A 22,939-nucleotide genomic window follows, 5' to 3' on the forward strand; every position below is an offset into this window, starting at 1 on the left:
AGGCCCTCGTGCGCGGAGTATTCGTCGACGCCAATGAATCGCTGGCCGTGATCATGGAACGGCTGGAGAAGCCCGGTGATCCCAAGATGCGGATCAACCGCGATGCCGACATCAAGCCGGAGCACTACCCCGCGGTCCTCGACGGCGCCGAGATCGCGGTCGTCGATCACACCGCGCTACCGACCGAGGTCGCGAAGGCATGCGCCGGATTGAAGCACGTCGTGTTCCTCGGCACCGGCGCGCGGAGCTACATGAATCCCGAGGAGCTCGCGGAGCTTGGGATCTCCGTGCATCTGATCAAAGGCTATGGCGACACGGCCGTGGCGGAGTCTGCGATCGCGCTGATGTGGTCGTCGGCCCGCGTGATCGCGCAGATGGACCGCGAGATGCGCGCCGGCAACTGGCTGCGCGAGGACGGCATGCAGCTCACCGGCAAGACGCTGGGACTGGTCGGCTTCGGCGGCATCGCCGCGGAAGTCGCGCGCATCGCGCTCGGCAGCGGCATGAAGGTGATCGCCTGGAACCGGTCGCCGAAGACCTATCCCAGCGTCGAGTTCGTCGATCTCGACACCGTGATGGCGACCAGCGACGTGGTCTCGATTCATCTGCTGCTCAACGACGAGACCCGCGGCATGATCACCGGCGACAAGATCGCGAAGCTGAAGCCGGGCGTGATCCTGATCAACACCGCGCGCGCCGCGATCGTGGACGAGCAGGCGATGATCGACGCGCTTGCTTCGGGCCACATCCGCCACGCCGGCCTCGACGTCTTCAACACCGAGCCCCTGCCGAAGGATCATCCGCTGACGACAATCCCGAATGTGACGCTGTCAGCGCATTCGGCGTTCCGTACGCCAGAGGCGAGCGAGAATCTGATCCACGCGGCATGGGAACATTGCCGAAGGATCGTGAAAGAATAAAGAGTGTCGTCCTGGACAAGTGAGCACAGCAAGCGCGATCCAGGACCCATATGTGGACGGCCCCCGTGGCACAAGAGCTTTTTGAGCGGATCGGATCGCTTGCATCCATATGTCCGGCCTTTTGAGTGCGATCGGATGGATCGCTGGCCAAGATGGTTTGCGCGATGCGAGTTCCAAACAACCACGCGGCCTGTTGACGGCCGATGGGTCCTACGGACTGTCTCGCATCGTTGCTCGATCGATCGCTCCATCTGCTCCTGCAGCTCCGGGTCGGCTGACGAGCGAGCCCGCCAGCCGGCCAATCTGTTAGACGGCGACTGCCGCGGTGGCATTGATCCGTGCGGCGTCATAACTCTCGCCGGTCGCCATCAGCTTCCAGGCGATGCGGGCCACCTTGTTGGCGAGCGCCACGGCGGCAAGCTTCGGTGGCTTGCGCTTGATCAGTGCCAACAGCCAGCGCGAGTGATGGCCGCGCCCGCGTCTGGCCTGCTGGATGACCGCCGTTGCCCCGATCACCAGCAGGCGGCGCAGGTCCTCGTCGCCCGCCCGCGTGATCCTGCCAAGCCTGGTTTTGCCGGCGGTGGAGTGATCCTGGGGGGTGAGGCCGAGCCAGGCTGCGAAGTGACGGCCGGAGCGGAAAGCATGGGGATCGGGTGTCTTCATCACGAGCGTCGTTGCAACGATCGGCCCGACAGAAGGGATCTGCGCCAGACGCCGGCCCACGGCGTCGGAGCGGTGCCAGGCCATCAATCTGGCTTCGATCTCCTGCAGCTCGCCCACGAGTCTGGTGTAGTCGCGGCCCAGCACCGTAAACAGCTCGCGTGCCAGGGCAGGAAGCGTCTCGTCCTGCGCAATCCGCGCCAGCAGCGGCTCGATCTTGTCGGTCCCTTGGGCCCCGATCAGGCCAAACTCCGCCGCATGGCCGCGGATCATATTGCCGAGCTGGGTGCGCCGGGCGATCAATCCAGCGCGGACACCCGTCAGCATCAGCGCGGCCTGCTGCTCGACCGTCTTGACCGGCACGAACCGCATGCTCGGCCGGCTCATCGCTTCACACAGCGCCTCCGCATCCCGACCGTCGTTCTTGTTCCGCGACACATAGGGCTTCACCAATTGCGGCGCCATCAACTTCACCTCGTGGCCCAGCTTGCGAAGCTCCCGTGCCCAATGGTGCGAGGCCCCACAGGCCTCCATCCCGATCACGGTCGGCGGCAACTTGGCGAAGAACTCCAGCACCTGCTTGCGCGCAAGCTTCTTGCGCAACACAGGCTGTTCCGCCGCATCAACCCCATGCAGCACAAAAATATACTTCGACGTATCCATTCCAATGCGGATAATCTCTCTCACGGACGGCTCCCTTGTCTGAGATTTGCAACAACCTCATTCTGGCACACTGATGCCGTAGGGGGCCGTCCACACCATCAACCACCACTGCGCCTTTTGGACCAAGTTGTGGGCCCAGCCAATTGCCACAACTGCTTATCGGGGTAATAGGTCCTGGCTTTCGCCAGGACGACGTCTTTGTTCACAGCGCGATCAATCCACCATCTCAGCGACCGCCTTGCCACACGCCGTCGTGTCGGCATTGCCGCCAAGATCCCGCGTCCGCAGCGTGCGTTCGCCGAGCGTGCGTTCGATCGCGCCGACGATGGCATCCGCGGCCTGCTTCTCGCCGAGATGCTCCAGCATCATCGCACCCGACCAGATCATGCCGATCGGGTTGGCGATGCCCTGCCCTGCGATGTCAGGCGCCGAGCCGTGCACCGGCTCGAACACTGACGGGAAGTTGCCCTCCGGATTGATGTTGGCCGCGGGCGCAATGCCGATCGTGCCGGTGCAGGCCGGGCCGAGGTCGGAGAGGATGTCCCCGAACAAATTGGAGCCGACCACGACGTCGAACCAGTCCGGATGCAGCACGAAGTTCGCGGTCAGGATGTCGATGTGGTACTTGTCCCACTTCACCTTCGGATAGTTCTTCGCCATCGCCTCCACGCGCTCGTCCCAATAGGGCATCGTGATGGAGATGCCGTTCGACTTGGTCGCCGAGGTCAAATGCTTCTTCGGCCGCGACTGCGCCAGGTCGAACGCGAATTTCAGGATGCGGTCGACGCCGATACGGGTCATCACCGTCTGCTGGGTGACGAATTCGCGGTCGGTGTCCGGGAACATGCGGCCGCCGACGGACGAGTACTCGCCCTCGGTGTTCTCGCGCACCACCCAGAAATCGATGTCACCCGGCTTGCGGTTCGCCAGCGGCGACGGCACGCCAGGCATCAGCCGCACCGGCCGCAGATTGACGTACTGGTCGAACTCGCGGCGGAACTTGATCAGGGAGCCCCACAGCGAGACGTGATCGGGAATCTTGGCCGGCCAGCCGACGGCACCGAAGTAGATCGCATCGTGCTTGCCGATCTTCTCTTTCCAGTCGGCCGGCATCATCTCGCCGTGCTTCTCGTAATAGTCGTAGGACGCGAAGTCGAAATGGTCGAATTGCACCGCGACGCCGTGCTTCTTCGCCGCCGCCTCGATGACACGCAGCCCCTCCGGCATCACTTCCTTGCCGATGCCGTCGCCCGGAATGACCGCAATCCGATACTGCTTCTTTGTGCTGCTCATCGAGAACACCCTTGTGATTTGCCCGGCCCGGAAAGCCGCCTATCCTGATCGCCTTGCAATGAACCAAACTTCGCACGAGCGCAACGCTGCAGTGCAGTGTTGACCGCGGCGCGGCCCTGACCCACCAAATTCGCCGACATCCGTTCCTCTTATCAAGCGAGCACCCCATGGATCTGCATCTGCGCGGCAAGCGTGTCCTGATCACCGGCGCCTCCAAGGGCATAGGCGCGGCCGCCGCCGAAGCCTTTGCCGAGGAAGGCGCCCATCTGCTGCTGGCGGCCCGCAACGGCGAACAGCTCAAGGCGCTCGCCGAACGGCTGCGCTCGGCCCACCAGATCGATGCTGCCACCAGCATCGTCGATCTGCGCAAGTCCGACGACCTGGCGCGATTGGCCAAGGAGGCCGCCGACGTCGACATCCTCGTCAACAATGCCGGCGACATTCCGGGCGGCTCGATCGACAAGATCGACGAGGCCATCTGGCGCCACGCCTGGGAGCTGAAGGTGTTCGGCTACATCAACCTGACGCGCGCGATCTACGACCGGATGAAGGCGCGCGGCGGCGGCGTCATCGTCAACGACATCGGCGCGGCCGGTGAGAAGTTCGACGCCAACTATATCTGCGGCAGCGCCGGCAACGCGGCGTTGATGGCCTTCACCCGAGCGCTCGGGGGAAAGAGCCTCGCCGACAACATCCGCGTGGTCGGCATCAATCCCGGCCCTGTTGGTACCGACCGCCATGTCACGCTGCTGAAGACCCGCGCCAAGAACCAGTTCGGCGACGAGAACCGCTACAAGGAATTCCAGAAGGGCCTGCCGCTCGGCCGCCCCGCGCATGCGCGGGAGATCGGCGACCTGATGGCGTTCCTGGCCTCCGACCGCGCCGGCTATACGTCGGGCGTGATCTACACGGTCGATGGCGGGCTGACGTCGGGGTGGGGTTAGGCACGGGCGTCATTGCGAGGAGCGACAGCGACGAAGCAATCCATCGCTCCCCATTTGCGGGCCGATGGATTGCTTCGCTTCGCTCGCAATGACGGCGAACTCATCGGCCGCGCATTTGCCACGACGGCGGAAAATGTTCTACAGCACAGAGAATGAGAACACACAGGAGCAACGGTGCATGGCTGATCAGGGCTTGGTACGCGAAACGGCCTGCGCCGTCGTCGATAAACTGAAAGCCGGCGACGTCACCCCGCTCGACCTGCTCGACGTGCTGGAAAAGCGCATCGCCGAGGTTGATGGCAAGGTCAATGCGCTGCCGACGCTCTGCTTCGACCGCGCGCGGAGCCATGCCAAGGCCTTGATGGAGAAGCCCGTGGCCGAGCGCGGCCTGCTCGCCGGACTTCCCATTCCGATCAAGGATCTGACCAACGTCCAGGGCGTGCTGACCACGCTGGGCTCGCCGATCTTCAGGGATCACGTGCCGGCGAAATCCGACATCCTGGTCGAGACCATCGAGCACAATGGCGGCGTGATCTACGCCAAGTCGAACACGCCGGAGTTCGGCGCCGGCGCCAACACCTTCAACGAGGTGTTCGGTCCGACCCGCAATCCGTGGGACACGTCGCGCTCGGCGGCCGGCTCGTCCGGGGGGGCCGCAGCGGCACTGGCCAGCGGCACGGCTTGGCTTGCCCAAGGCTCCGACATGGGCGGTTCGCTGCGCAACCCGGCGAGCTTCTGCGGCATCGTCGGCCTGAGGCCGAGCATCGGCCGCGTCGCGCAGACGCCGAAATTCGGCGTCAATCGCACGCTCAGTGTGCAGGGACCGATGGCGCGCAATGTCGAGGACCTCGCGCTGCTGCTCGATGCGATGAGCGGCGAGCATGCGGCCGATCCGCTGTCGCTGCCGGTGTTGCCGACGTCGTTTCTGTCTGCGGCGCGTTCGGGCAACAAGCCGAAGCGGATCGCCTATTCGCCCGATCTCGGCATCACGCCCGTCGATCCCGAGGTCAAGGCTGTGACCCGCAAAGCGGCGGAGCGCTTCGCCGAAGCAGGCGCCATCGTCGAGGAGGCCCATCCCGACCTGCGTGAAGCCCACGAATGCTTCCACGTGCTGCGCGCGTTCGATTTCGCGATCAGCAAGGCCGAATTGTTGCGCACCAAGCGCGACCTGCTTAAGCCGGAGGTGATCTGGAACATCGAAGAGGGGCTGAAGCTCACCGTCGAAAAGCTCGAGCGCGCCGAGGCACAACGCGTGGCCATGACCGAGCGCGCCCTCGCCTTCTTCGACACATACGATCTGTTGCTGGCGCCCGCGACGATCGTGCCGCCGTTCCCGGTCGAGAACCGCTACGTTGCCGAATGCGACGGCCGGAAGTTCGACAATTACGTCGAATGGCTCGGCATCGTCTACGCGATCACGCTGGCCTGCTGCCCGGCGCTGTCGCTGCCTTGCGGCTTCACTGCGTCGGGACTTCCAGTCGGTTTGCAGATGGTGGCCAAGCCCCGCGCCGAAGCGCAGCTTCTGTCCGGAGCAAAGGTGCTGGAAGACATTCTGGGCCTGCGCGGCACCACGCCGATCGACCCGCGGCCGCCGAAGTAAGGCGGCTTATGCCTTCTCTTCCGCCGCCTTCAGTGCGACGGTGAGTGCGAGCTTCGTCTGTTCGACGATCTCGTCCATCAGCTCCTCGCGACTGATATGGGCAACCTCGCCGGTGAGCAGTCCCTGCTCCGCGAGCATCACGATGCCGTGCAGCCCGGCCCAGATCTTCAACGCCTGGCGTTCGCGCAGCAGGCCGACGGCCGGGGCCTCGAACGCCTCGATCAACAGCGCCAGGGTTTCCATTGCCGCGGTATGCAGTTCGCTGCCCTTTGGCGCACAGGCCATGGTACGCGATGCAAACATCAGCCGGTAGATGCCGTGGCGCTGCAGCCCGAAGGCGAGCGCGGCTTGCGCAAAGCGCGACAGTTTCGATTGCGGAGCCGGCTTGTCGATGGCCTCGCGCATGATCACGTTGAACTGCCGGAACGCTTCCGCGGTCACCGCCTGCAGCAGCGCGTCGCGGTCGGCAAAGTGCCGGTACGGCGCTGGCTGCGAAACACCGAGCTGCTTCGCCAGCGCCTTGATGCTGACCGCCTCCGGCCCGCCGAGCTCAACTTCCCGCAAGGCAGCCTGGATCAGGGCGTCGCGCAGATCGCCATGATGGTAGGTTTTCAACGGCTTACGAACGATTTGTCCCATTGCGGCTGACATCACTGAATTTTCGCTTGACGCGCAAGCGCTTCGATAATGTAATATGCTATAACTTGGCGATCCGGTTAAGAGGCGGGCCGCCCAAGCAAGCTAGAACTTGCATAAAGAAGATTGAGGAACCCGGCGCGCCCGATTGCGCGCGAGCACCGAGGGAGAGCGCTTGCATGTCCAAGCTGAAGATTCGCGTCGACCAGGACAAGTGCCAGGGTCATGCCCGCTGCAAATCACTCGCCCCTGAACTGTTCGAACTCGATGATTACGGCAACGCCCATGAGGTCGGCGACGGGTCCGTCCCTGACGGCCTCGAGGACAAGGCATGGCTCGCCCAGACCAACTGTCCCGAAATCGCGATCGAGGTCACGGAAGAGTAACCGCACCGCATTCAGTCAATTCTTGCAGTCAATTCTCGAACGAACGAGAAGGAAACGACCCGATGTCCGATTCCGAGCCCGCAAGCTTCTTGCCTGAACACCCGCCGGTCACCGACTGGGTCAACGATTTCGATCACACCGATCCGACCTGGACGGAAGATCCGTTCCCGATCTGGCAGGAGTTGCGCACGGCCTCGCCGGTCGTACACACCGACCGCTTCCTCGGCTGCTACCTGCCGACCACCTATCAGGCGGTGAAGGAGATCGCCTACGACACCGAGCACTTCTCCTCGCGCCGCGTGATCGTGCGCGACGTCCGCCCCGACATCACCGCGCGCGCACCGCCGATCACCTCCGATCCGCCGGAGCACAAGCCTGCCAAGCAGGTGCTGCTGCCGCCGTTCACGCCCGACGCGATGAAGAGACTGGAACCGCGGGTGCGCGCGATCTGCAACGAGCTGATCGACGAATTCATCGCCGAGGGCCGTTGCGACGCTGCCGCGCGCTACACCAAGCATATCCCGGTGCGCGCCATCGCCCACATGCTCGGCATCCCTGAAAAGGACGGCGACCTCTTCATCAAGTGGATTCACCAGATCCTCGAGCTCGGCATCAAGGACGACAATGCGCTGATGAGCGGCGTGCGCGAGATGACGGGCTATTTCATGGCCCATCTCGAACAGCGCAAGCAGCAGCCGGGCGACGACCTGATCTCGACGCTGATGAAGGCGAAGCGACCGGACGGCCAGCCGCTGTCCGACGACCACGTGCTGGGCTCGCTGCGGCTGCTCTTGATCGCCGGCATCGACACCACCTGGAGCGCGATCGGTTCCTCGCTTTGGCACCTTGCCAGGACACCGGCCGATCGCGAGCGCCTGCTTGCGGAGCCCAAATTGATGCCGATCGCGATCGAGGAATTCTTGCGCGCCTATTCGCCGGTGACGATGGCGCGGGAGGTCATGAAGGAAACTACCATCAGCGGCTGCCCGGTGAGATCCGGCAACATGGTGCTGCTGTCGTTCCCGGCCGCCAACCGCGACCCCGCGATGTTCCCCGATGCCGACAAGGTGGTGATCGATCGCAAGGAGAACCGCCACGCCGCCTTCGGCCTCGGCATCCACCGCTGCGTCGGCTCCAATCTGGCACGGATGGAGATGACGGTGGCGATCGAGGAGTGGCTGAAGCGGATCCCGGATTTCGGTCTCGATCCGGCCGGCAAGGTCACCTGGTCGGAAGGCACGGTGCGCGGCCCACGTCAACTGCCAATGCTCTTCGGCAAGAGCGCCTGACGAGCCGGAGAGCAGTACCATCGCGCCACCCAAATGAGGTAGCTTGGTCCCGGAATCAAACAAAAGAGTCCGGGAGACCACGCTATGACCGATCAAACCGCTCAGCCCGCGAGCGACCGTCTCGACATCCACGACGTCGAGCGGCGGGTGAAGGCGATCTTCATCGGCTCGGTCGGCAATCTTGTCGAGTGGTATGATTTCTACGCCTATACGGCGTTTGCGCTGTATTTCGCGCCGGCGTTCTTTCCGCACAGCGACCCGGTGGTGCAGCAGCTCAATGTCGCCGTGCTGTTCGCGGCGACCTTCCTGATGCGCCCCCTCGGCGGCTGGCTGTTCGGCTTCATCGCCGACCGCTATGGCCGGCGCTTGTCGCTGACCCACTCGGTGGTCTGCATGTGCTTCGGCTCGCTGATCATCGCGACGACGCCGACCTATGCCACGATCGGCATTGCCGCCCCCGTGATCCTGGCGCTGGCCCGCATCATCGAGGGCCTCAGCCTCGGCGGCGAATATGGCGCGAGCGCCACCTATCTCAGCGAGGTCGCCGACGCCAACCATCGCGGGTTCTATTCCAGTTTCCAGTACGTCACGCTGATCGGCGGCCAGCTCACCGCGATCATTGTCCTGTTGCTGCTGCAAAAGGTGTTCCTGACACCGGACGAGCTGAAGGCCTGGGGCTGGCGGATTCCATTCGTGATCGGCGCCATGCTCGCGGTCTTCGCGGCGGTGATGCGGCGCGGTCTGCACGAAACCGAGGCCTTCATCGAGGCCAAGAAAGTCTCCAAGCCGACCGGCTCGATCCGCGGCCTCCTGAACTATCCCCGCGAATTGCTGCTGGTGGTCGGCCTCACCGCCGGCGGCACCGCGGCGTTCTACACCTTCACCACCTACATGCAGACCTTCGTCAAGCTCTCGGTCGGGCTCACCGAGGATCAGACCACCTTCGTGATCTTCGGCTCGCTGATCTTCGCGACCATCCTGCAGCCGCTCTATGGCATGCTCTCCGACCGCATCGGCCGCAAGCCGCTGCTGATCTTCTTCGGCGTCGTCGGTACGCTGGCGACAATCCCAATCCTGACCGCATTGAAGCAGACCAAGTCGCCCTTCACCGCGTTCCTGCTGATCTGCGCCGCCTGGATCTTCGTCGCCGGCTACACCTCGATCAACGCGATCGTGAAGGCCGAGCTGTTCCCGACCAATGTCCGCGCGCTTGGCGTCGGGTTACCTTACGCCATCACTGTTTCGGTGTTCGGCGGCACCGCGCCGGCGGTCGCGCTCGCTTTCAAGAGCAACGGGCACGAGGACTGGTTCTAATATTACCTCAGCGGCATGATCTTCCTGTCACTGCTGATTTACACGACCATGCGCGATACCAAGCGCGAATCCGCAATGCACCGCCACGAGTGAAACCGGCATGAACGACGACGACCAACCGCCCACCGAGAGCAAGCTGACGCGCAGCAAGCAGCGCTGGGCGCGCGAAGGCAAATTCCTCACCGGCAAGACCACCCGGCCCGAGCAGCAGCGCCTGCCGCCGGGCCAGCATCTGACGCGGGACTGGCCGGTCCTCGACCTCGGGCTGCTGCCCAACATCTCGCAGGCGCGCTGGCGGCTCGACGTCTACGGCGCGGTCGCGCATCCGATCTTCTGGACGTTCGAGCAATTCCTCGCGCAACCACAGACGCGGTTCGTCTCCGACATTCACTGTGTCACGACCTGGTCGCGCTACGACAATCAATGGGACGGTCTCGCCACACGCGACCTGCTCGCCGCCTGCCAGCCGCGCGAGGAGGCCCGCTTCGTCGTGTTGCATTCGCATGACGGCTATACGACAAACCTGCCGCTGGAGGATTTCGCCGCCGAGGATGCGCTGCTCGCCCATCACTGGTCGGGACAACCTCTGGAGCAGGAGCATGGCGGCCCGGTGCGGCTCGTGGTGCCGCATCTGTATTTCTGGAAGAGCGCCAAATGGCTGCAAAGCATCGAATTCTTGGCCGAGGATGCGCCCGGCTATTGGGAAGTGCGCGGCTATCACAATCGCGGTGATCCCTGGGCCGAACAGCGCTATTCTGCCGACTGATCGTCTTCACCTCTCCCGTCGGGAGAGGTGGGAGCCAGCCAGGAGCCAAAGATGTCGCATGAACGCTTTCAATTCACGGGCTCAGAAGGCCAGCAGCTTGCCGCAGCGCTCGATACGCCTGACGGCCCGATCAAGGCCTACGCGCTGTTCGCGCACTGCTTCACCTGCGGCAAGGACGTGCTGGCGGCAAAACGCATCGCGGTGGCGCTTGCGACCAAGGGCATTGCCACGCTGCGGTTCGACTTCACCGGCCTCGGCTCCAGCGAGGGCGACTTCGCCAATTCGACCTTCTCGTCGAATGTCGCCGATCTGGTCCGCGCCGCCGATCATTTGCGCGAGACGCGGCAGGCACCCGCGATCCTGATCGGCCACAGCCTCGGCGGCGCTGCGATCCTCGCGGCCGCCGGGCAGATCGCCGAGGCAAAAGCCGTCGTCACCATCGCAGCACCCTCCGATCCCGCCCATGTCACGCATCTGTTCAAGGACAAGATCGAGGACATCCGCGCCCAGGGCGAGGTCGAGGTACAGCTCGCCGGCCGGCCCTTCCGCATCAAGCGAGAGCTCCTCGACGACGTCGCCGAACAGAACCTGATGGAACGGGTGACGAAGCTGCGCAAGGCCCTGCTGGTCATGCACTCGCCGACCGACGACACCGTCGGCATCGACAACGCCACGCACATCTTCGTGGCGGCCAAGCATCCGAAGAGTTTCGTCTCACTTGTCGGCTCCGATCACCTCCTGACCGGCAAGCAGGATGCCGCCTACGTCGCCGACGTGATCGGCGCCTGGGTCGAACGCTATGTCGATCTCGCCGCGCCGCAACCGGCGGCCGACACAGACGCTGTGCCGCGCAACGTCGTGGTGCAGGAGACCCGTGCGAGCAAACTCCAGCAAATCGTAACCACGGGTCCACATCGGCTGCTGGCCGACGAACCCGTGTCCGTTGGCGGCCAGGATACGGGACCCGGTCCCTACGATTTCCTGCTCACCGCGCTCGGCACATGCACCTCGATGACCATGCGGATGTATGCCGACCGCAAGGCGCTGCCGGTCGATCGCATCACCGTCACGCTTCAGCACAGCAAGATCTATGCGAAGGATTGCGAGGAGTGCGAGACTCGCGAGGGCATGCTCGACCAGCTCGACCGCGTCATCAAGATCGAAGGCGCGCTCGACGCCGACCAGCACAAGCGTCTGATGGAGATCGCCGATAAATGTCCGGTGCATCGCACCCTGACGTCGGAGATACGGATCGTGACCAAGGCCGCGGATTAGCCCCTAAAGCGCGATGAGATCAGGTTGAGTAGGTCGCGAAGGCAGTGCGCTGCCTCTCCCTCTCCCGCTTGCGGGCAGGGCTATCGCAGGGCGCACTGCCAAAATACCGAAAACAACCCCATGCAAAGTAGCCGGCGGCTGCCGGCGTTTGACACGACGATTGACACGTCGGGCAAATCAGTGGCATTATTCCATTATTCCGAAATCGCGCAAGCGCCCCTCGCCCCCCGGGCTGTCGCATATGGCACTTGCGGACTTCTCCAGCTAACGTTCCGATGTCGTCATGACCCCGCAAGCGGGAGAGGTGTAGCCAGCCTGCCGCAAAACCGATTCAACCTGACACCATCATGCTCTAGCCGCGCGCCGCACGCTTGCCGGTCAGGCAGTTGGCCATGATCCGGACCGCCGCAGCGATCTCGCTTTCGCGCCACGCGGCGAAGCCGAGCAGCAGGCCGCTGTCGCGCGGCCGCTCCAGCGCGAGGCTAGACAGTGCACGCACCTCGACGCCGGCCGCGAGCAGCCGAGCCACGGTATCGCGGTCGGCGGCGCCCTCCTTCAGCCGGGCGACCAGCTGCATGCCACCCGGCGGGACCTCCGCCGCCAGCACCTCGCCCAATTGCCGCTCGAGTGCCGCGGCGAGATGATCCCGGCGCGACCGGTAGATGCGCCGCATCCGCCTGATATGAGCCAGGAAATGCCCATCGGAGATGAAGTCGGACAGCGCCTCCTGGACATGGACCGAGGCGACCAATCCTAGATGCCGCTGCGCGATCTCCATCGTGCGTGCCAGCGAGGACGGCACCACGAGATAGCCGATACGCACGTCCGCGGTCATCGCCTTGGAGAAGGTGCCGACATAGAGCACGCGCCCCTGGGCATCGAGCCCCTGCAGCGCCGGCATCGGCCGGCTGTCGTAATGGAATTCGCCGTCATAGTCGTCCTCGACGATCCAGGTCTTGCCAGGCTCGGCGGCGGCGAGCAGCTCGGCGCGACGTGCGACCGGCATCACCCGCCCGGTCGGATGCTGGTGCGACGGCGTGGCGAAGATCAGTTTCGGCGCCCGCCCTCCGCGGACGCGTGTCATGCCCGACGCGTCCAGCCTGATGCCGGCGACATCGGCACCAGCAGCGCGAAACGCTGCCGCGGCGCCGGGATAGCCGGGGTCCTCGGTCCAGACCGTGTCGTCTGGCGCGATCGTCGTTGCCGCGATCAGCGTCAGCGCCGCCTGGGCCGTCGGCAGCACCAGAATCTGATCCGCCTCGGCGCGAACGCCGCGGCTGACCTCGAGATAATCCCGCAAGGCCTGCTGGAGGTTCGGCCGGTTGACCAGCGTCTGCTCGTTCCAGCGCCGGCGCAGCGCACTGCGGCGCAGGCATCGCGCCCAGATCTCGTGCGGAAACTCACGCGCATCCGCGAGCCCCGGACGCAACGGCCGGAATGCAGCTTGATAGGACAGCGGCCAGTCGACATCCCTCAGCCGCATCGCCCAGGGTGAAAGCTGCGGCTTGCGGACGACGTTACGCTTCGGCGCGGGCGCGGCCCTGGCGAACCGTTCCTCGATATCTGCAGCGACGACCGGGCGCCGCCGCTCGGCGATGTGCAGATATCCTTCCGCCGCGAGTTGCTCGTAGGCGTGCGTGACCGTGTTGCGCGACACGTCGAGTTCGGCGGCCAGATGACAGCTCGACGGCAGCACGGCGCCGCTCCGGATGCGCCCGTCCGAAACCAGCTCGCGAAGCTGATGCGTCAATTGGGCCACCAGCCCTGCATCGTCAGACCGGTTTAGCGCGACCAATTCCGCGAGAATCAATCTGGCACCCATTCTCTCTACAGACTGGCTCTTTATTAAGATCCAGTCTGATCCTACTCACGGTCGGTATCGCCTGCAAGGACACTGCCGTGAATGAATCCCTGTCGCCCGCCAAAGCCGCCGCCCTGTTCATCGTCGTGGTGCTGGCATGGGGCATCAACTGGTCGGTGACCAAATCGCTGGTGGAGGCCGTCCCGCCGCTGTGGACCGCGGCGATCCGAAGCTGGATCGCCCTGATCGGCCTGCTCGTGATCCTGCGCGCGAGCGGAAACCTGATCGTCCCTGAGGTTGCCGACGTCCCGGTCGTGCTCAGCGTGGCGCTGTTGCACATGACGCTGTTCTCGACACTGGTCGCCGCCGGGTTGCGCTATCTTCCCGCCAGCAAGGGCATCGTGCTCGGCTACACCACGCCGCTCTGGGTCGCGCTTGCCGCCGGTGCCGCAAGAACCGAACGGCTCGGCACTCTCAAGCTTGTCGGCGTCGCCTCGGGGCTCGCCGGCCTCTGCGTCATCCTCAACCCGGCATCACTGGACTGGGGCAATTGGCACATCCTGATCGGCGCAGGAATGATTATCCTCGCTGCGATCTCCTGGGCGGCGAACATCATCTACATCAGGTCGCACCGCTGGATCGCAACGCCGCTGCAGCTGCTGCTCTGGCAGGTGCTGGTCGCAACCGTCGTGCTGACCGCAATGGCGCTGATCACGGACGGCATCCCCGAGGTGAATTGGTCCCCGCACCTCGCGCTGCTGTTCCTTTACTCCGGCGCGATCGGGACCGCACTGGCGTATTGGGCGATGTCGATGGTCAACAAGAGCCTGCCCGCCCTGACCACCTCGCTCGGCACGACCGCGACCCCGCTCGTCGGCATCGCCAGCGCGGCCCTTCTGCTGGGCGAGCCGGTCGATCTGTCGCTGGCGCTTGCCGCGGCCTTGATCGTCGGCGGGATCGCGCTGAGTTCGCTCGCGGACGCGCCGTCGCGCGCCTAGAGCATTTTCGGTTCTGATTGAATCAGAACCGAAGCTCTAGATTCTTGTTTTGACGCGTTTTCTTCACGCGAACCGGCGTCCACTTCGCTCAAAAACGCTCTGATTCAAGCCGCCGCGAGCGGACGGACCCTGAGAGCGCCGCGCAGACCGGCGGCGGTGCCGAGCATGATGCCGGCGACCGCGATGAAGGAGGCAAGCGACAGGGTCGACAAGCCGGTCAGCCCCTGGCCGATCGAGCAACCGAACGCCATCACGCCGCCCACGCCCATCAGCGCCGCGCCGCCGGCCGAACGCAGCATGTGGCGCGGCGATTGATAGCCCTCGAGGCGGAAACGCCCGGTGGCGAGCGCCGTGGCCAGGCTGCCGGCGAATACGCCGAACACGGTGACGATGCCGAAGTTGAGCGTCGAGCCCGTCGACAGCATCACATATTGCAGCGAGTCCGCGATCGGCGCGACGAAGGTCAACGAAGTCACCGGCGTCGGGTTGAAATCATCGGCGCCGAGAAACCCGGTCGCGTACCAGCCGGCGGCCACGAGCAGGCCGACGATCAGGCCGGCCAAAATCTGGCCGAACGATTGCCGGAACGGCGCGTGCGCAAGGGCGAAGATGATCAGCGCGGCGGCGAGCACCGAAGCCGCCACCATCCGCGCGTGCGCGGCACCGAGGCCGAGGCTCGCAAGCAGCGCAGGCGCTGAATTGGTCGCTAGCGTCAGTTGCGACACCTGCACCATCGCGATCCGCGCCGGTGCGATCAGGCCCTTCAGCGTCATCTCGGCAAAGATGCCGAGCACGAGCACGACCACGAAGGACCGGAGATTGCCGCGGCCGAGCAGCACCAGCGCGCGCGAGCCGCAACCGTTCGACAGCACCATGCCATAGCCGAACAGCAGGCCGCCAAGGAACATCACCGGCGCCGAGAACGACGGCTGCAAATAGATCGATTTGCCGAGATCGACGAGCCCCGCTGATGCAAGGAGCTGCGAGGCCGCGATCGCAACGCCCATCGCCAGCGCAAAGGTGCGCACCAGCCGGCCATCGCCCTGCGCCCACCATCCGCGCAGGCTGCTCATCATGCAGAAGCCGCTCAGGAGCCCGACCGAGCCGTAAACAAGACCGATGATCAGGGCAGAGAGGATAACGATCGTGGCGGAGTCCATGGGAGTCCTCGAGAGTTCTCGTCATTGCGAGCGAAGCGAAGCAATCCATATCACCGCGGCGGGAGAGAATGGATTGCTTCGTCGCTTTGCTCCTCGCAATGACGGTGGAAATTACGGTCGCAGGATCACGCGGTCGCGCGACGAGCCGGCGACCGCGATGAATGCCGCCCTGGCCTGCTCCAGCGGATAGACCGCGCTCGGCTTGATCGGAAACGGCTTCAGGTGACCGCTGGCGAATCCCGGCGCCAGCTCGCGCAGTACCGCGCCGGTCGCAATCGACGGCAGCCCGAGCGTATCGATACCGACATAAGTGTGCTGGCCCCGATAGAATTCGAGGATGTTGAATTGCACGATGCGGTCGACCGCCGCGATCAGGATCTGCCGGCCGCGCAGCGCCAGCGATTGGTGCGCGGCCTGGAAATAGGGATCGCCGACCGTGTTGAAGACGATGTCGGCGCCCTTGCCGCCGGTGAGCTCGCGCACGCGCGTCGCGACATCCGTTGCGGAGGCATCGATCACCTCTACCGGTGAATTCGCGTGCCCCTCGTAAGGCTCGCTCCTGCGCACCACGCCGATCACGCGTGCGCCGTGCCAGCTCGCGATCTGCGCCGCGGCCTGGCCGACCTTGCCGTTGACGCCCATGACCAGCACGGTGTCGCCTTTTGTCGGCAATCCAGCGCGACGCAGGCCTTCCATCGCAGTGACGAAGGGCACGCCGATCCCGGCCGCCTCCTCCCACGAAATGCTGCCGGGCTTCTCGACGACCGCATCACGCTCGACGACGAGATGCGTGGCATGGGTGCCGTCGCGGCGGATGCCGAGGTCGCCGGATGAGCCGAACACCTCGCGCCCGATCCAGCCCGAGGGACCATCGAGCACGACACCGGCATAGTCGCGCCCTGACGTGCGCGGGAACACGGCATAGGGCATCAGCCCGGTCGCGGCCTTCACATCGGACGGATTGACCGCGGCGGCCTTCATTTCGATCAGGAGGTCATCGTCGCCGCCCGACAGCGGGTGCATCTCGACAACAGGCGAAATCGCCGACGTATTCTCCGCCTTCGTCAACAAGCGCACGCAGCGTGCTTCGACCTGATGACGATGAGGGAGAGCCGACGGCATGGACATTCCAGTCTTGGTCGTTTTGCCAGTTTTGGTCGTTTTGGCGTGACGCGACGCCAGCGAGGATTGTTGCCGCCAAGCGGCTTGGCGTTATGACTAATCGACTGACCGTTCAATTCAAGGGGATTGTTGCGTCAAACCGCGGCTGCCGCACCGCGACAACGCCGGCTACAGTTTCGGCGGCGGCGCCGAGCCCAGGATCGCCTCGATCGACAATCCCAGCCCAAGCAATCTGGCATCGCTCCCGACCGGACCATCGATCTCAAGCCCGACCGGCAGTCCATCGGGCGTCATGCCGGCATAAAGGGACAGACCGGGAAGGCCGGCATTGCTGGCAGGATCGGTGTTGCGGATCATGGTGCCGAAGGTCGGCACAGGCGCGCCGCCATTGACCGACATCTCGCCAGACCCGTTCACGGCATCGATCAACGGCGCGGGAGCAGCGGTGGTCGGAAACAGGATGGCATCCAGACCATTGTCGCGGAAATACGCCGCGTAGATCGCCTGCAGGGCCGGCCGTTGCACCCGCATGGCGTCGTTATAGGCCGTGCCGAAGGCGTCTGCGGTGATGGCTCCGAACGCACCGACGACGTCGGGACTGGCAACCTTGGCAGCGATGTCGGCGAGCGTGATCCCCGTCAGCCCGGACGCTTCGAGATAGGCCGGAATATCGGCGATCGGTTCATGCAGGGCGACCACGAACGAGACCTTGTCGTTCTGCTCGAACAGACCGGGCATGTCGACGTCGACCAGCACCGCGCCGGCTTCGCCAAGCCGGGCGCAGGCCGCGCGGCAGACGGCCTCGACATCGCGATCCAATCCGCTCCAGAACGCCGCGGGAACGCCGAAGCGCTTGCCACGCAACGGAAGCGCCGATGCCAGCGGCGTGCCCGTGATCACGGAGTCGAGCAGCGCGACATCCGCGACCGTGCGGCCCATCGGACCCACGGTGTCGCGGGTATGGCTGATTGGAACCACCTGATGGTCGTCGTGATAGCGCCGCTCGGCGCCGCCATTGCCGACCGACGGCCGCAAACCGACGGTCCCGGTCAGCGCCGCCGGCACGCGGGTCGAGCCGCCGGTGTCGGATCCCAGTCCGCAAGTGGCGATGCGGGCGGCGATCGCCGATGACGTTCCGCCCGACGACCCGCCGGGGATTCGGGTCGTGTCATACGGATTTTTCACCGTCCCCGCGAAGGCCGCGAAATTCGTGCTGGTGATGCCGAATGCCAGTTCGTGCAGATTGGTCTTGCCGATGACCACAGCGCCGGCATCGAGCAGCTTCTGCAGCGACGGCGCATTCCGCGCGGGCCGCGCATGTTGCAGCGACGGCGTGCCGCCCGACGTCGGCAGACCGGCGGTATTGATATTGTCTTTGACGACGATAGGCAAGCCTGCGAGTGCCCCGGTCCGCTCGCCGGAATCGACTTGGTGCGCCGCCGCGAGCGCGCCGTCCCGGTTCAGCACGATGAATGCGTTGAGGTCCTTGAGCCGTTCGGCGCGATCGAGCGCCGCCTGCACGACGCTGACCGCCGTCACCTTCTTCTCGCGGATATCAGCCACGATATCAGCGGCGGTCACTTCACTGGAATTAGCCATCGAACCCTGCGCCCTCTTGGATTGCGGGCGCGAAGCTAGGCCTTCGGCCGCTTGTCGTAAACCCGTTTCGCCTTGCCAAGCGAACGTTCCAGCGTCTCGGGGGCGACGGCGCGGACGCGGGCGCTGATGCCGATCGTGTTCTTGATGAAGGCCGCGACCTTGTCGGTGTGGGCGACGAGCCCGCCGCCGTCCCAGCTCTCGGGCCGGGCTTCGGCAAGCACCGTCATCTCATCCATTCTGCCATCGCGGGTCAGCTCGATGATGAAGTGGCCGCCGCACCACTCGGTCGCGAGCAAGGCCTCCTCGATCTGGGTCGGGAACACGTTGACTCCGCGGAGGATGATCATGTCATCGGAACGCCCGGTGACCTTTTCCATCCGCCGCATGCCGGGCCGCGCCGTGCCCGGCAACAGCCGCGTCAGGTCGCGGGTGCGGTAGCGGATGATCGGAAAACCTTCCTTGGTGAGCGAGGTGAACACCAGTTCACCCTTCTCGCCGTCCGGCAACACCTCGCCGGTGCCGGGGTCGATCACCTCCGGATAGAAATGATCCTCCCAGATGTGCAGGCCGTCCTTGGTCTCCACGCATTCCTGCGCGACGCCGGGCCCCATCACTTCGGAGAGGCCGTAGATGTCGGTGGCGTCCATATCAAAGGCATGCTCGATCTCGGCACGCATGGCGTTGGTCCAGGGCTCGGCGCCGAAGATGCCGAACTTCAGCGACGATTTGCGCGGATCGAGCCCCTGCTTCTTGAACTCGTCTGATATCGCCAGCATGTAGCTTGGCGTCACCGTGATGATGTCGGGCCGGAAGTCGTTGATGAGCTGCACCTGCCGCTCGGTCATGCCGCCTGAAATCGGCACCACCGTGCAGCCGAGCCGCTCGGCGCCGTAATGCGCGCCAAGACCGCCGGTGAAAAGACCGTAGCCATAGGCATTGTGCATCAGCATGCCGGTGCGGCCACCGGCGGCGCGGATCGAGCGCGCCATCACATCGGACCAGACGTCGATGTCGCCCTTGGTGTAGCCGACCACGATCGGCTTGCCCGTAGTGCCCGACGAGCCATGGATCCGGACCAGCTTCTCACGCGGCACCGCGAACATGTTGAACGGGTAATTGTCGCGCAGGTCGGTCTTCACCGTGAACGGAAATTTGGCGAGGTCGGAGAGCTGCCTGAAATCGGATGGATGCACGCCGGCCGCGTCGAACGCTTTCTTGTAGTGCGCGACATTGTCGTAGGCATGCTTGAGCGACCAGGCGAGGCGCCTGGTCTGCAGCGCCATGATCTCGTCGCGCGAGGCGCGCTCGGAATCGTCGAGCTCGGCGCGGTAACCGCTCTCCTTGACCTTCAGCTTTGCTGTAGCCATCACACTCCCCCGAGGCCGTTATCTTTTGATGTTCGCTTCTGGTAGCCACGTGCCAGGTATCACCCGCGAATGGCCGCGGAATTCGGCGATCACGGTGTCACCAGCAGTGACTTGCACGTCGTAGATTCCCGAGCGGCCGCTGCGCGAGATCTCGTGCGCGGCCGCGACCAGGCGGTCGCCGAGCTTGCCCGGCCGGATAAAGGTGATGTTGCCCTGCGCCGCTACCGCGCGCTCATTGTGGCTGTTGCAGGCAAAGGCGAAGGCGGAATCGGCGAGCGTGAAGATGAAGCCGCCATGAGCGATGCGCTGGCCGTTGACCATGTGCGGCTGCACCGTCATCGCCATGACAGCCAGCCCCGGCTTGATCTCGACGATCTCCATGCCGAGGCCCTTGCTGGCGTCGTCCTCATTCCACATCGCCTCCGCACAGGCGCGGGCCAAATCTTCCCGCGCAATGTCCTCGGGCGATAGCGTGGCCTTGACGTTCACATCGAACTCCCTGTCAGCGAGCCCCTTTGCGAGGGCCTCTTGAGCATCAAGTGTTGGGCGCGACGCGCAAGACGTCAACGCTACTTCCGTTTCCGTCATTCCGGGATGGTCCGAAAGGACCAGACCCGGAATCTCGAGATTCCCCGGTGCGCAATTGCGCACCTGCGGTTCGCTTCGCGCCCCGGAATGACGGTCAGAACATCAAACATGATCGTAGTCGACCACGACCTTCTCGGAGCACGGCTTGGCCTGGCAGGTCAGGATAAACCCTGCCTTCAGCTCCCACGGCTCCAGCGAATAATTCAGATCCATCCTGGCATCGCCCTCGACCAGCTTGGCGCGGCAGGTCGAGCACATGCCGCCCTTGCAGGCGAACGGCAAGTCCATGCCGGCGCGCAGCGCGGCGTCGAGGATCGATTCACCATCGGCCACCGGCACCTCGCGGCGTTTGCCGTCGATGATCAGCCCGGCCACAGCCTTCGGCGGCGCGCCGGCGGGCACGACAGTCTTCGGCCGCGGCTTGCCGCCGAACTCCGAGACGAAGCGCTCGACATGGATGCGCTCGCCCGCGATGCCGATCTCGCGGCAGGTCGCCTCGACCGTCTCGCTCATTCCGGTCGGACCGCAGATGAAGACGTGATCGACGCTTGCGGCCGGCACCAACGAGCGCAGCAGCACCCGCACCTTGTCGCCGTCGAGCCGGCCTTGCAGGATCGGGATGTCCTGCTCCTCGCCCGAGATGACGTGGAATACCGAGAGCCGCTGCATGAAGCGGTCCTTCAGCTCCTCCAGCGCCTCGCGGAACAGCATGCCCTCGGTCGAGCGGTTGCCGTAGAACAGGAAGAAGCGGCTGTTCGGCTCACGCGACAGCACGCCCTTGACGATCGAGAGGATCGGCGTGATGCCGCTGCCGGCCGCAAATCCAACGTAGACCCGCGCCTGATCCGGCGCATGCGTAATGCCGAAACGGCCGGTCGGCGTCATCACGTCAAGCTCGTCACCGGCCTTCAGGTCATCGGCCGCCCAGTTCGAGAACGCGCCGCCGTCCACCTTCTTCACGGCAATGCGCAACTCGCCGTCATCGGGGCCGGAGCAGATCGAATAGGAGCGGCGAATCTCCTCGCCGTCCATCGTCGTGCGTAGCGTCAGATACTGGCCGGGCATGAAGCTGTAGTCGCCTTGCAAATCCCTTGGGATCGCGAAGGTGATGGACACCGCATCCGACGCCTCGCGGCGCAGATCGTGGACGGCCAGACGGTGAAAGCGGGGTGTCGACATGGTCAATGACACTTGAAGTAGTCGAAGGGTTCACGGCAGCTCTTGCAACGCCATAGCGCCTTGCAGGAGGTCGATCCAAACTCGGAGAGCAGCTCGGTATCACCGGAGCCGCATTGCGGGCACGTTACCTGCTGCTCGCCGAACAGCGCGCGGCGGGAGGAACCCGGCAGCGGCGGCGCGATGCCATAGTCGCGGAGCTTGCGACGGCCGTCCTCGCTCATCCAGTCGGTGGTCCAGGCCGGCGACAGCACGGTGAGCACTTTCGGCTCGCGAATACCCTCGCGCTCCAGCGCGAGCTCGATCTCGAGCGCGATCATGTTCATCGCCGGGCAGCCGGAATAGGTCGGCGTGATCGCGACCTCGACATGGCCGTCGTGCACGGCGACATCGCGCAGCACGCCGAGATCGGCGATGGTCAGCACCGGGATCTCGGGATCGACCACCTGCGCGGCCGCAGCCCAGGCGCGCTGGCGCAGGTCGGCATCGCTGATTGTAACCATCACCATGTTGCCCCCGGAAACGTCCGCTGCAGCGACTGCAACTCGCTGAGGAGATGGCCGAGATGCTCGCTGTGCCGGCCGCTGCGGCCGCCCTGCTGCATCCAGTTGCTCTTCGGCAGCGACAACGTTGCCTCGTTGACCACGCCGGTGATCGTCTTCAGCCATCGCGGCTGGAGCGCCGCAGGGTCGATCGCGATGCCGGCGTCGATCAAGCCGCGCTCGCTGTCGTCGACCGCGAACATTTCGCCGGTATAGGCCCAGAGATCGTCGATCGCGTCCTGCGCGCGCCGATGGCTCTCCTCGGTGCCGTCGCCGAGCCGGACGATCCATTCCGAGGAATGCCTGAGGTGATACGCCGTCTCCTTCTCCGACTTCGCCGCAATCGCGGCCAGCGTCGGATCCGACGATGCCATCATCGCGCGCCAGTAGAGATCGGCAAACGCCGCGTAGAAGAACTGCCGGACGATGGTGCGGGCGAAGTCGCCGTTCGGCTGCTCCAGCAGCAGGAGATTCCGGTACTGCCTGACGTCGCGCAGATAGGCGAACTTGTCTTCGTCGTTGTCGCGGCCTTCGACCTTGGCGGCATAGGCGTAGAGTTCGCGTGCCTGGCCGAGCAGATCGAGGCCCATATTGGCGAGCGCCATGTCCTCTTCCATCGCGGGCGCGTGGCCGCACCATTCGGAGAGCCGGTGGCCGAGGATCAGCGCATCGTCGGCACGGCGCAGCGCGTAGAGCACCAGCGGCGTTTCGGAGACCTTGATGTTGGCGGTTGCCATTTGATCAAACTCGCTGGTTTTTCCGTCATTGCGAGGAGCGGAGCGACGACGCAATCCACACTTGCTTTGCGGCCCGATGGATTGCTTCGCTTCGCTCGCAATG

Annotated in this window: 20 protein-coding genes and 1 pseudogene; 9 read left to right on the forward strand and 12 right to left on the reverse strand. The window is 64.7% G+C overall.

Annotated features, from left to right (window positions below):
* Positions 1 to 8: 8 nt before the first annotated feature.
* Entirely contained in the window at positions 9 to 920 is a 912-nt protein-coding gene (locus ACP2YO_RS31905; protein ID WP_426435109.1) for an NAD(P)-dependent oxidoreductase, read from the forward strand.
* Positions 921 to 1,226: 306 nt separating this feature from the next.
* Here ACP2YO_RS31905 and ACP2YO_RS31910 read toward each other — a convergent pair whose 3' ends face one another.
* Entirely contained in the window at positions 1,227 to 2,267 is a 1,041-nt protein-coding gene (locus tag ACP2YO_RS31910) for an IS110 family transposase (protein WP_426434766.1), read from the reverse strand.
* A gap of 189 nt (positions 2,268 to 2,456) precedes the next feature.
* Positions 2,457 to 3,536: a tartrate dehydrogenase gene (locus tag ACP2YO_RS31915; protein ID WP_426435110.1), complete on the reverse strand. Its 1,080-nt coding sequence runs from the start codon at positions 3,534 to 3,536 to the stop codon at positions 2,457 to 2,459.
* Positions 3,537 to 3,703: 167 nt separating this feature from the next.
* On the opposite strand from ACP2YO_RS31915, the gene ACP2YO_RS31920 reads away from it, so the two are divergent.
* On the forward strand, positions 3,704 to 4,480 hold the full coding sequence (locus ACP2YO_RS31920) for an SDR family oxidoreductase (protein WP_426435111.1): 777 nt from the start codon (positions 3,704 to 3,706) through the stop codon (positions 4,478 to 4,480).
* 178 nt (positions 4,481 to 4,658) lie between these two features.
* On the forward strand, positions 4,659 to 6,080 hold the full coding sequence (locus tag ACP2YO_RS31925; RefSeq protein ID WP_426435112.1) for an amidase: 1,422 nt from the start codon (positions 4,659 to 4,661) through the stop codon (positions 6,078 to 6,080).
* A 6-nt stretch (positions 6,081 to 6,086) separates the two neighbouring features.
* Here ACP2YO_RS31925 and ACP2YO_RS31930 read toward each other — a convergent pair whose 3' ends face one another.
* The gene (locus tag ACP2YO_RS31930) at positions 6,087 to 6,731 is read right to left on the reverse strand and encodes a TetR/AcrR family transcriptional regulator (RefSeq protein WP_426435113.1); all 645 of its coding nucleotides are present in this window, start codon (positions 6,729 to 6,731) and stop codon (positions 6,087 to 6,089) included.
* Positions 6,732 to 6,895: 164 nt separating this feature from the next.
* Here ACP2YO_RS31930 and ACP2YO_RS31935 point away from each other — a divergent pair, with 164 nt between their 5' ends.
* The 5 genes and pseudogenes from ACP2YO_RS31935 to ACP2YO_RS31955 all read left to right on the forward strand — a co-directional run bounded on the left by ACP2YO_RS31935 (position 6,896) and on the right by ACP2YO_RS31955 (position 11,746).
* On the forward strand, positions 6,896 to 7,102 hold the full coding sequence (locus tag ACP2YO_RS31935) for a ferredoxin (protein WP_426435114.1): 207 nt from the start codon (positions 6,896 to 6,898) through the stop codon (positions 7,100 to 7,102).
* Positions 7,103 to 7,164: 62 nt separating this feature from the next.
* Positions 7,165 to 8,391, forward strand: a complete 1,227-nt coding sequence (locus tag ACP2YO_RS31940; RefSeq protein ID WP_426435115.1) for a cytochrome P450 — start codon at positions 7,165 to 7,167, stop codon at positions 8,389 to 8,391.
* 84 nt (positions 8,392 to 8,475) lie between these two features.
* Positions 8,476 to 9,798, forward strand: a pseudogene (locus tag ACP2YO_RS31945) (MFS transporter).
* A gap of 7 nt (positions 9,799 to 9,805) precedes the next feature.
* Entirely contained in the window at positions 9,806 to 10,471 is a 666-nt protein-coding gene (locus ACP2YO_RS31950; RefSeq protein WP_426435116.1) for a sulfite oxidase-like oxidoreductase, read from the forward strand.
* A 51-nt stretch (positions 10,472 to 10,522) separates the two neighbouring features.
* Positions 10,523 to 11,746 (forward strand): alpha/beta fold hydrolase, encoded by a 1,224-nt coding sequence (locus ACP2YO_RS31955; protein ID WP_426435117.1) that lies wholly within the window; start codon positions 10,523 to 10,525, stop codon positions 11,744 to 11,746.
* A 352-nt stretch (positions 11,747 to 12,098) separates the two neighbouring features.
* On the opposite strand, the gene ACP2YO_RS31960 is transcribed toward ACP2YO_RS31955, so the two are convergent.
* The gene (locus ACP2YO_RS31960) at positions 12,099 to 13,568 is read right to left on the reverse strand and encodes a PLP-dependent aminotransferase family protein (protein ID WP_426435118.1); all 1,470 of its coding nucleotides are present in this window, start codon (positions 13,566 to 13,568) and stop codon (positions 12,099 to 12,101) included.
* Between the two features lie 77 nt (positions 13,569 to 13,645).
* Here ACP2YO_RS31960 and ACP2YO_RS31965 point away from each other — a divergent pair, with 77 nt between their 5' ends.
* Positions 13,646 to 14,545 carry a DMT family transporter gene (locus ACP2YO_RS31965; protein ID WP_426435119.1) on the forward strand — a complete coding sequence of 300 codons (900 nt, stop codon included), beginning with the start codon at positions 13,646 to 13,648 and terminating at the stop codon, positions 14,543 to 14,545.
* A 104-nt stretch (positions 14,546 to 14,649) separates the two neighbouring features.
* On the opposite strand, the gene ACP2YO_RS31970 is transcribed toward ACP2YO_RS31965, so the two are convergent.
* From ACP2YO_RS31970 to paaC, 8 genes are all read right to left on the reverse strand, one after another.
* Positions 14,650 to 15,705 carry a YeeE/YedE family protein gene (locus ACP2YO_RS31970; RefSeq protein ID WP_426435120.1) on the reverse strand — a complete coding sequence of 352 codons (1,056 nt, stop codon included), beginning with the start codon at positions 15,703 to 15,705 and terminating at the stop codon, positions 14,650 to 14,652.
* Between the two features lie 111 nt (positions 15,706 to 15,816).
* Entirely contained in the window at positions 15,817 to 16,827 is a 1,011-nt protein-coding gene (locus tag ACP2YO_RS31975) for a quinone oxidoreductase family protein (RefSeq protein ID WP_426435121.1), read from the reverse strand.
* Positions 16,828 to 16,995: 168 nt separating this feature from the next.
* A complete protein-coding gene (gene iaaH, locus ACP2YO_RS31980; RefSeq protein WP_426435122.1) occupies positions 16,996 to 18,426 on the reverse strand; it encodes an indoleacetamide hydrolase in 1,431 nt (476 codons plus the stop codon).
* A 35-nt stretch (positions 18,427 to 18,461) separates the two neighbouring features.
* Positions 18,462 to 19,793: a phenylacetate--CoA ligase PaaK gene (paaK, locus tag ACP2YO_RS31985; protein WP_426435123.1), complete on the reverse strand. Its 1,332-nt coding sequence runs from the start codon at positions 19,791 to 19,793 to the stop codon at positions 18,462 to 18,464.
* Between the two features lie 18 nt (positions 19,794 to 19,811).
* On the reverse strand, positions 19,812 to 20,282 hold the full coding sequence (gene paaI, locus ACP2YO_RS31990) for a hydroxyphenylacetyl-CoA thioesterase PaaI (RefSeq protein WP_426435124.1): 471 nt from the start codon (positions 20,280 to 20,282) through the stop codon (positions 19,812 to 19,814).
* A gap of 201 nt (positions 20,283 to 20,483) precedes the next feature.
* Entirely contained in the window at positions 20,484 to 21,560 is a 1,077-nt protein-coding gene (gene paaE, locus ACP2YO_RS31995; RefSeq protein WP_426435125.1) for a 1,2-phenylacetyl-CoA epoxidase subunit PaaE, read from the reverse strand.
* A gap of 2 nt (positions 21,561 to 21,562) precedes the next feature.
* Positions 21,563 to 22,066 (reverse strand): 1,2-phenylacetyl-CoA epoxidase subunit PaaD, encoded by a 504-nt coding sequence (paaD, locus tag ACP2YO_RS32000; RefSeq protein WP_426435126.1) that lies wholly within the window; start codon positions 22,064 to 22,066, stop codon positions 21,563 to 21,565.
* Positions 22,060 to 22,836, reverse strand: coding sequence for a 1,2-phenylacetyl-CoA epoxidase subunit PaaC (paaC, locus tag ACP2YO_RS32005; protein ID WP_426435127.1), 777 nt, complete (start codon positions 22,834 to 22,836; stop codon positions 22,060 to 22,062). Before paaC ends, paaD begins: the two co-directional genes overlap by 7 nt.
* Positions 22,837 to 22,939: the final 103 nt, after the last annotated feature.

Source organism: Bradyrhizobium genosp. P (genome assembly GCF_049949265.1).
GTDB lineage: Bacteria > Pseudomonadota > Alphaproteobacteria > Rhizobiales > Xanthobacteraceae > Bradyrhizobium.

Excerpts from the sequence above, each read along its gene's own strand:
- ACP2YO_RS31915 (WP_426435110.1), bottom strand. The coding sequence starts at position 3,536 with ATGAGCAGCACAAAGAAGCAGTATCGGATTGCGGTCATTCCGGGCGAC.
- ACP2YO_RS31940 (WP_426435115.1), top strand. The coding sequence starts at position 7,165 with ATGTCCGATTCCGAGCCCGCAAGCTTCTTGCCTGAACACCCGCCGGTC.
- paaK (WP_426435123.1), bottom strand. The coding sequence starts at position 19,793 with ATGGCTACAGCAAAGCTGAAGGTCAAGGAGAGCGGTTACCGCGCCGAG.
- ACP2YO_RS31925 (WP_426435112.1), top strand. The coding sequence starts at position 4,659 with ATGGCTGATCAGGGCTTGGTACGCGAAACGGCCTGCGCCGTCGTCGAT.
- ACP2YO_RS31970 (WP_426435120.1), bottom strand. The coding sequence starts at position 15,705 with ATGGACTCCGCCACGATCGTTATCCTCTCTGCCCTGATCATCGGTCTT.
- ACP2YO_RS31930 (WP_426435113.1), bottom strand. The coding sequence starts at position 6,731 with ATGTCAGCCGCAATGGGACAAATCGTTCGTAAGCCGTTGAAAACCTAC.
- ACP2YO_RS31935 (WP_426435114.1), top strand. The coding sequence starts at position 6,896 with ATGTCCAAGCTGAAGATTCGCGTCGACCAGGACAAGTGCCAGGGTCAT.
- paaD (WP_426435126.1), bottom strand. The coding sequence starts at position 22,066 with ATGGTGATGGTTACAATCAGCGATGCCGACCTGCGCCAGCGCGCCTGG.
- ACP2YO_RS31955 (WP_426435117.1), top strand. The coding sequence starts at position 10,523 with ATGTCGCATGAACGCTTTCAATTCACGGGCTCAGAAGGCCAGCAGCTT.
- ACP2YO_RS31960 (WP_426435118.1), bottom strand. The coding sequence starts at position 13,568 with ATGGGTGCCAGATTGATTCTCGCGGAATTGGTCGCGCTAAACCGGTCT.
- paaE (WP_426435125.1), bottom strand. The coding sequence starts at position 21,560 with ATGTCGACACCCCGCTTTCACCGTCTGGCCGTCCACGATCTGCGCCGC.
- ACP2YO_RS31975 (WP_426435121.1), bottom strand. The coding sequence starts at position 16,827 with ATGCCGTCGGCTCTCCCTCATCGTCATCAGGTCGAAGCACGCTGCGTG.
- paaC (WP_426435127.1), bottom strand. The coding sequence starts at position 22,836 with ATGGCAACCGCCAACATCAAGGTCTCCGAAACGCCGCTGGTGCTCTAC.
- iaaH (WP_426435122.1), bottom strand. The coding sequence starts at position 18,426 with ATGGCTAATTCCAGTGAAGTGACCGCCGCTGATATCGTGGCTGATATC.
- ACP2YO_RS31950 (WP_426435116.1), top strand. The coding sequence starts at position 9,806 with ATGAACGACGACGACCAACCGCCCACCGAGAGCAAGCTGACGCGCAGC.
- ACP2YO_RS31920 (WP_426435111.1), top strand. The coding sequence starts at position 3,704 with ATGGATCTGCATCTGCGCGGCAAGCGTGTCCTGATCACCGGCGCCTCC.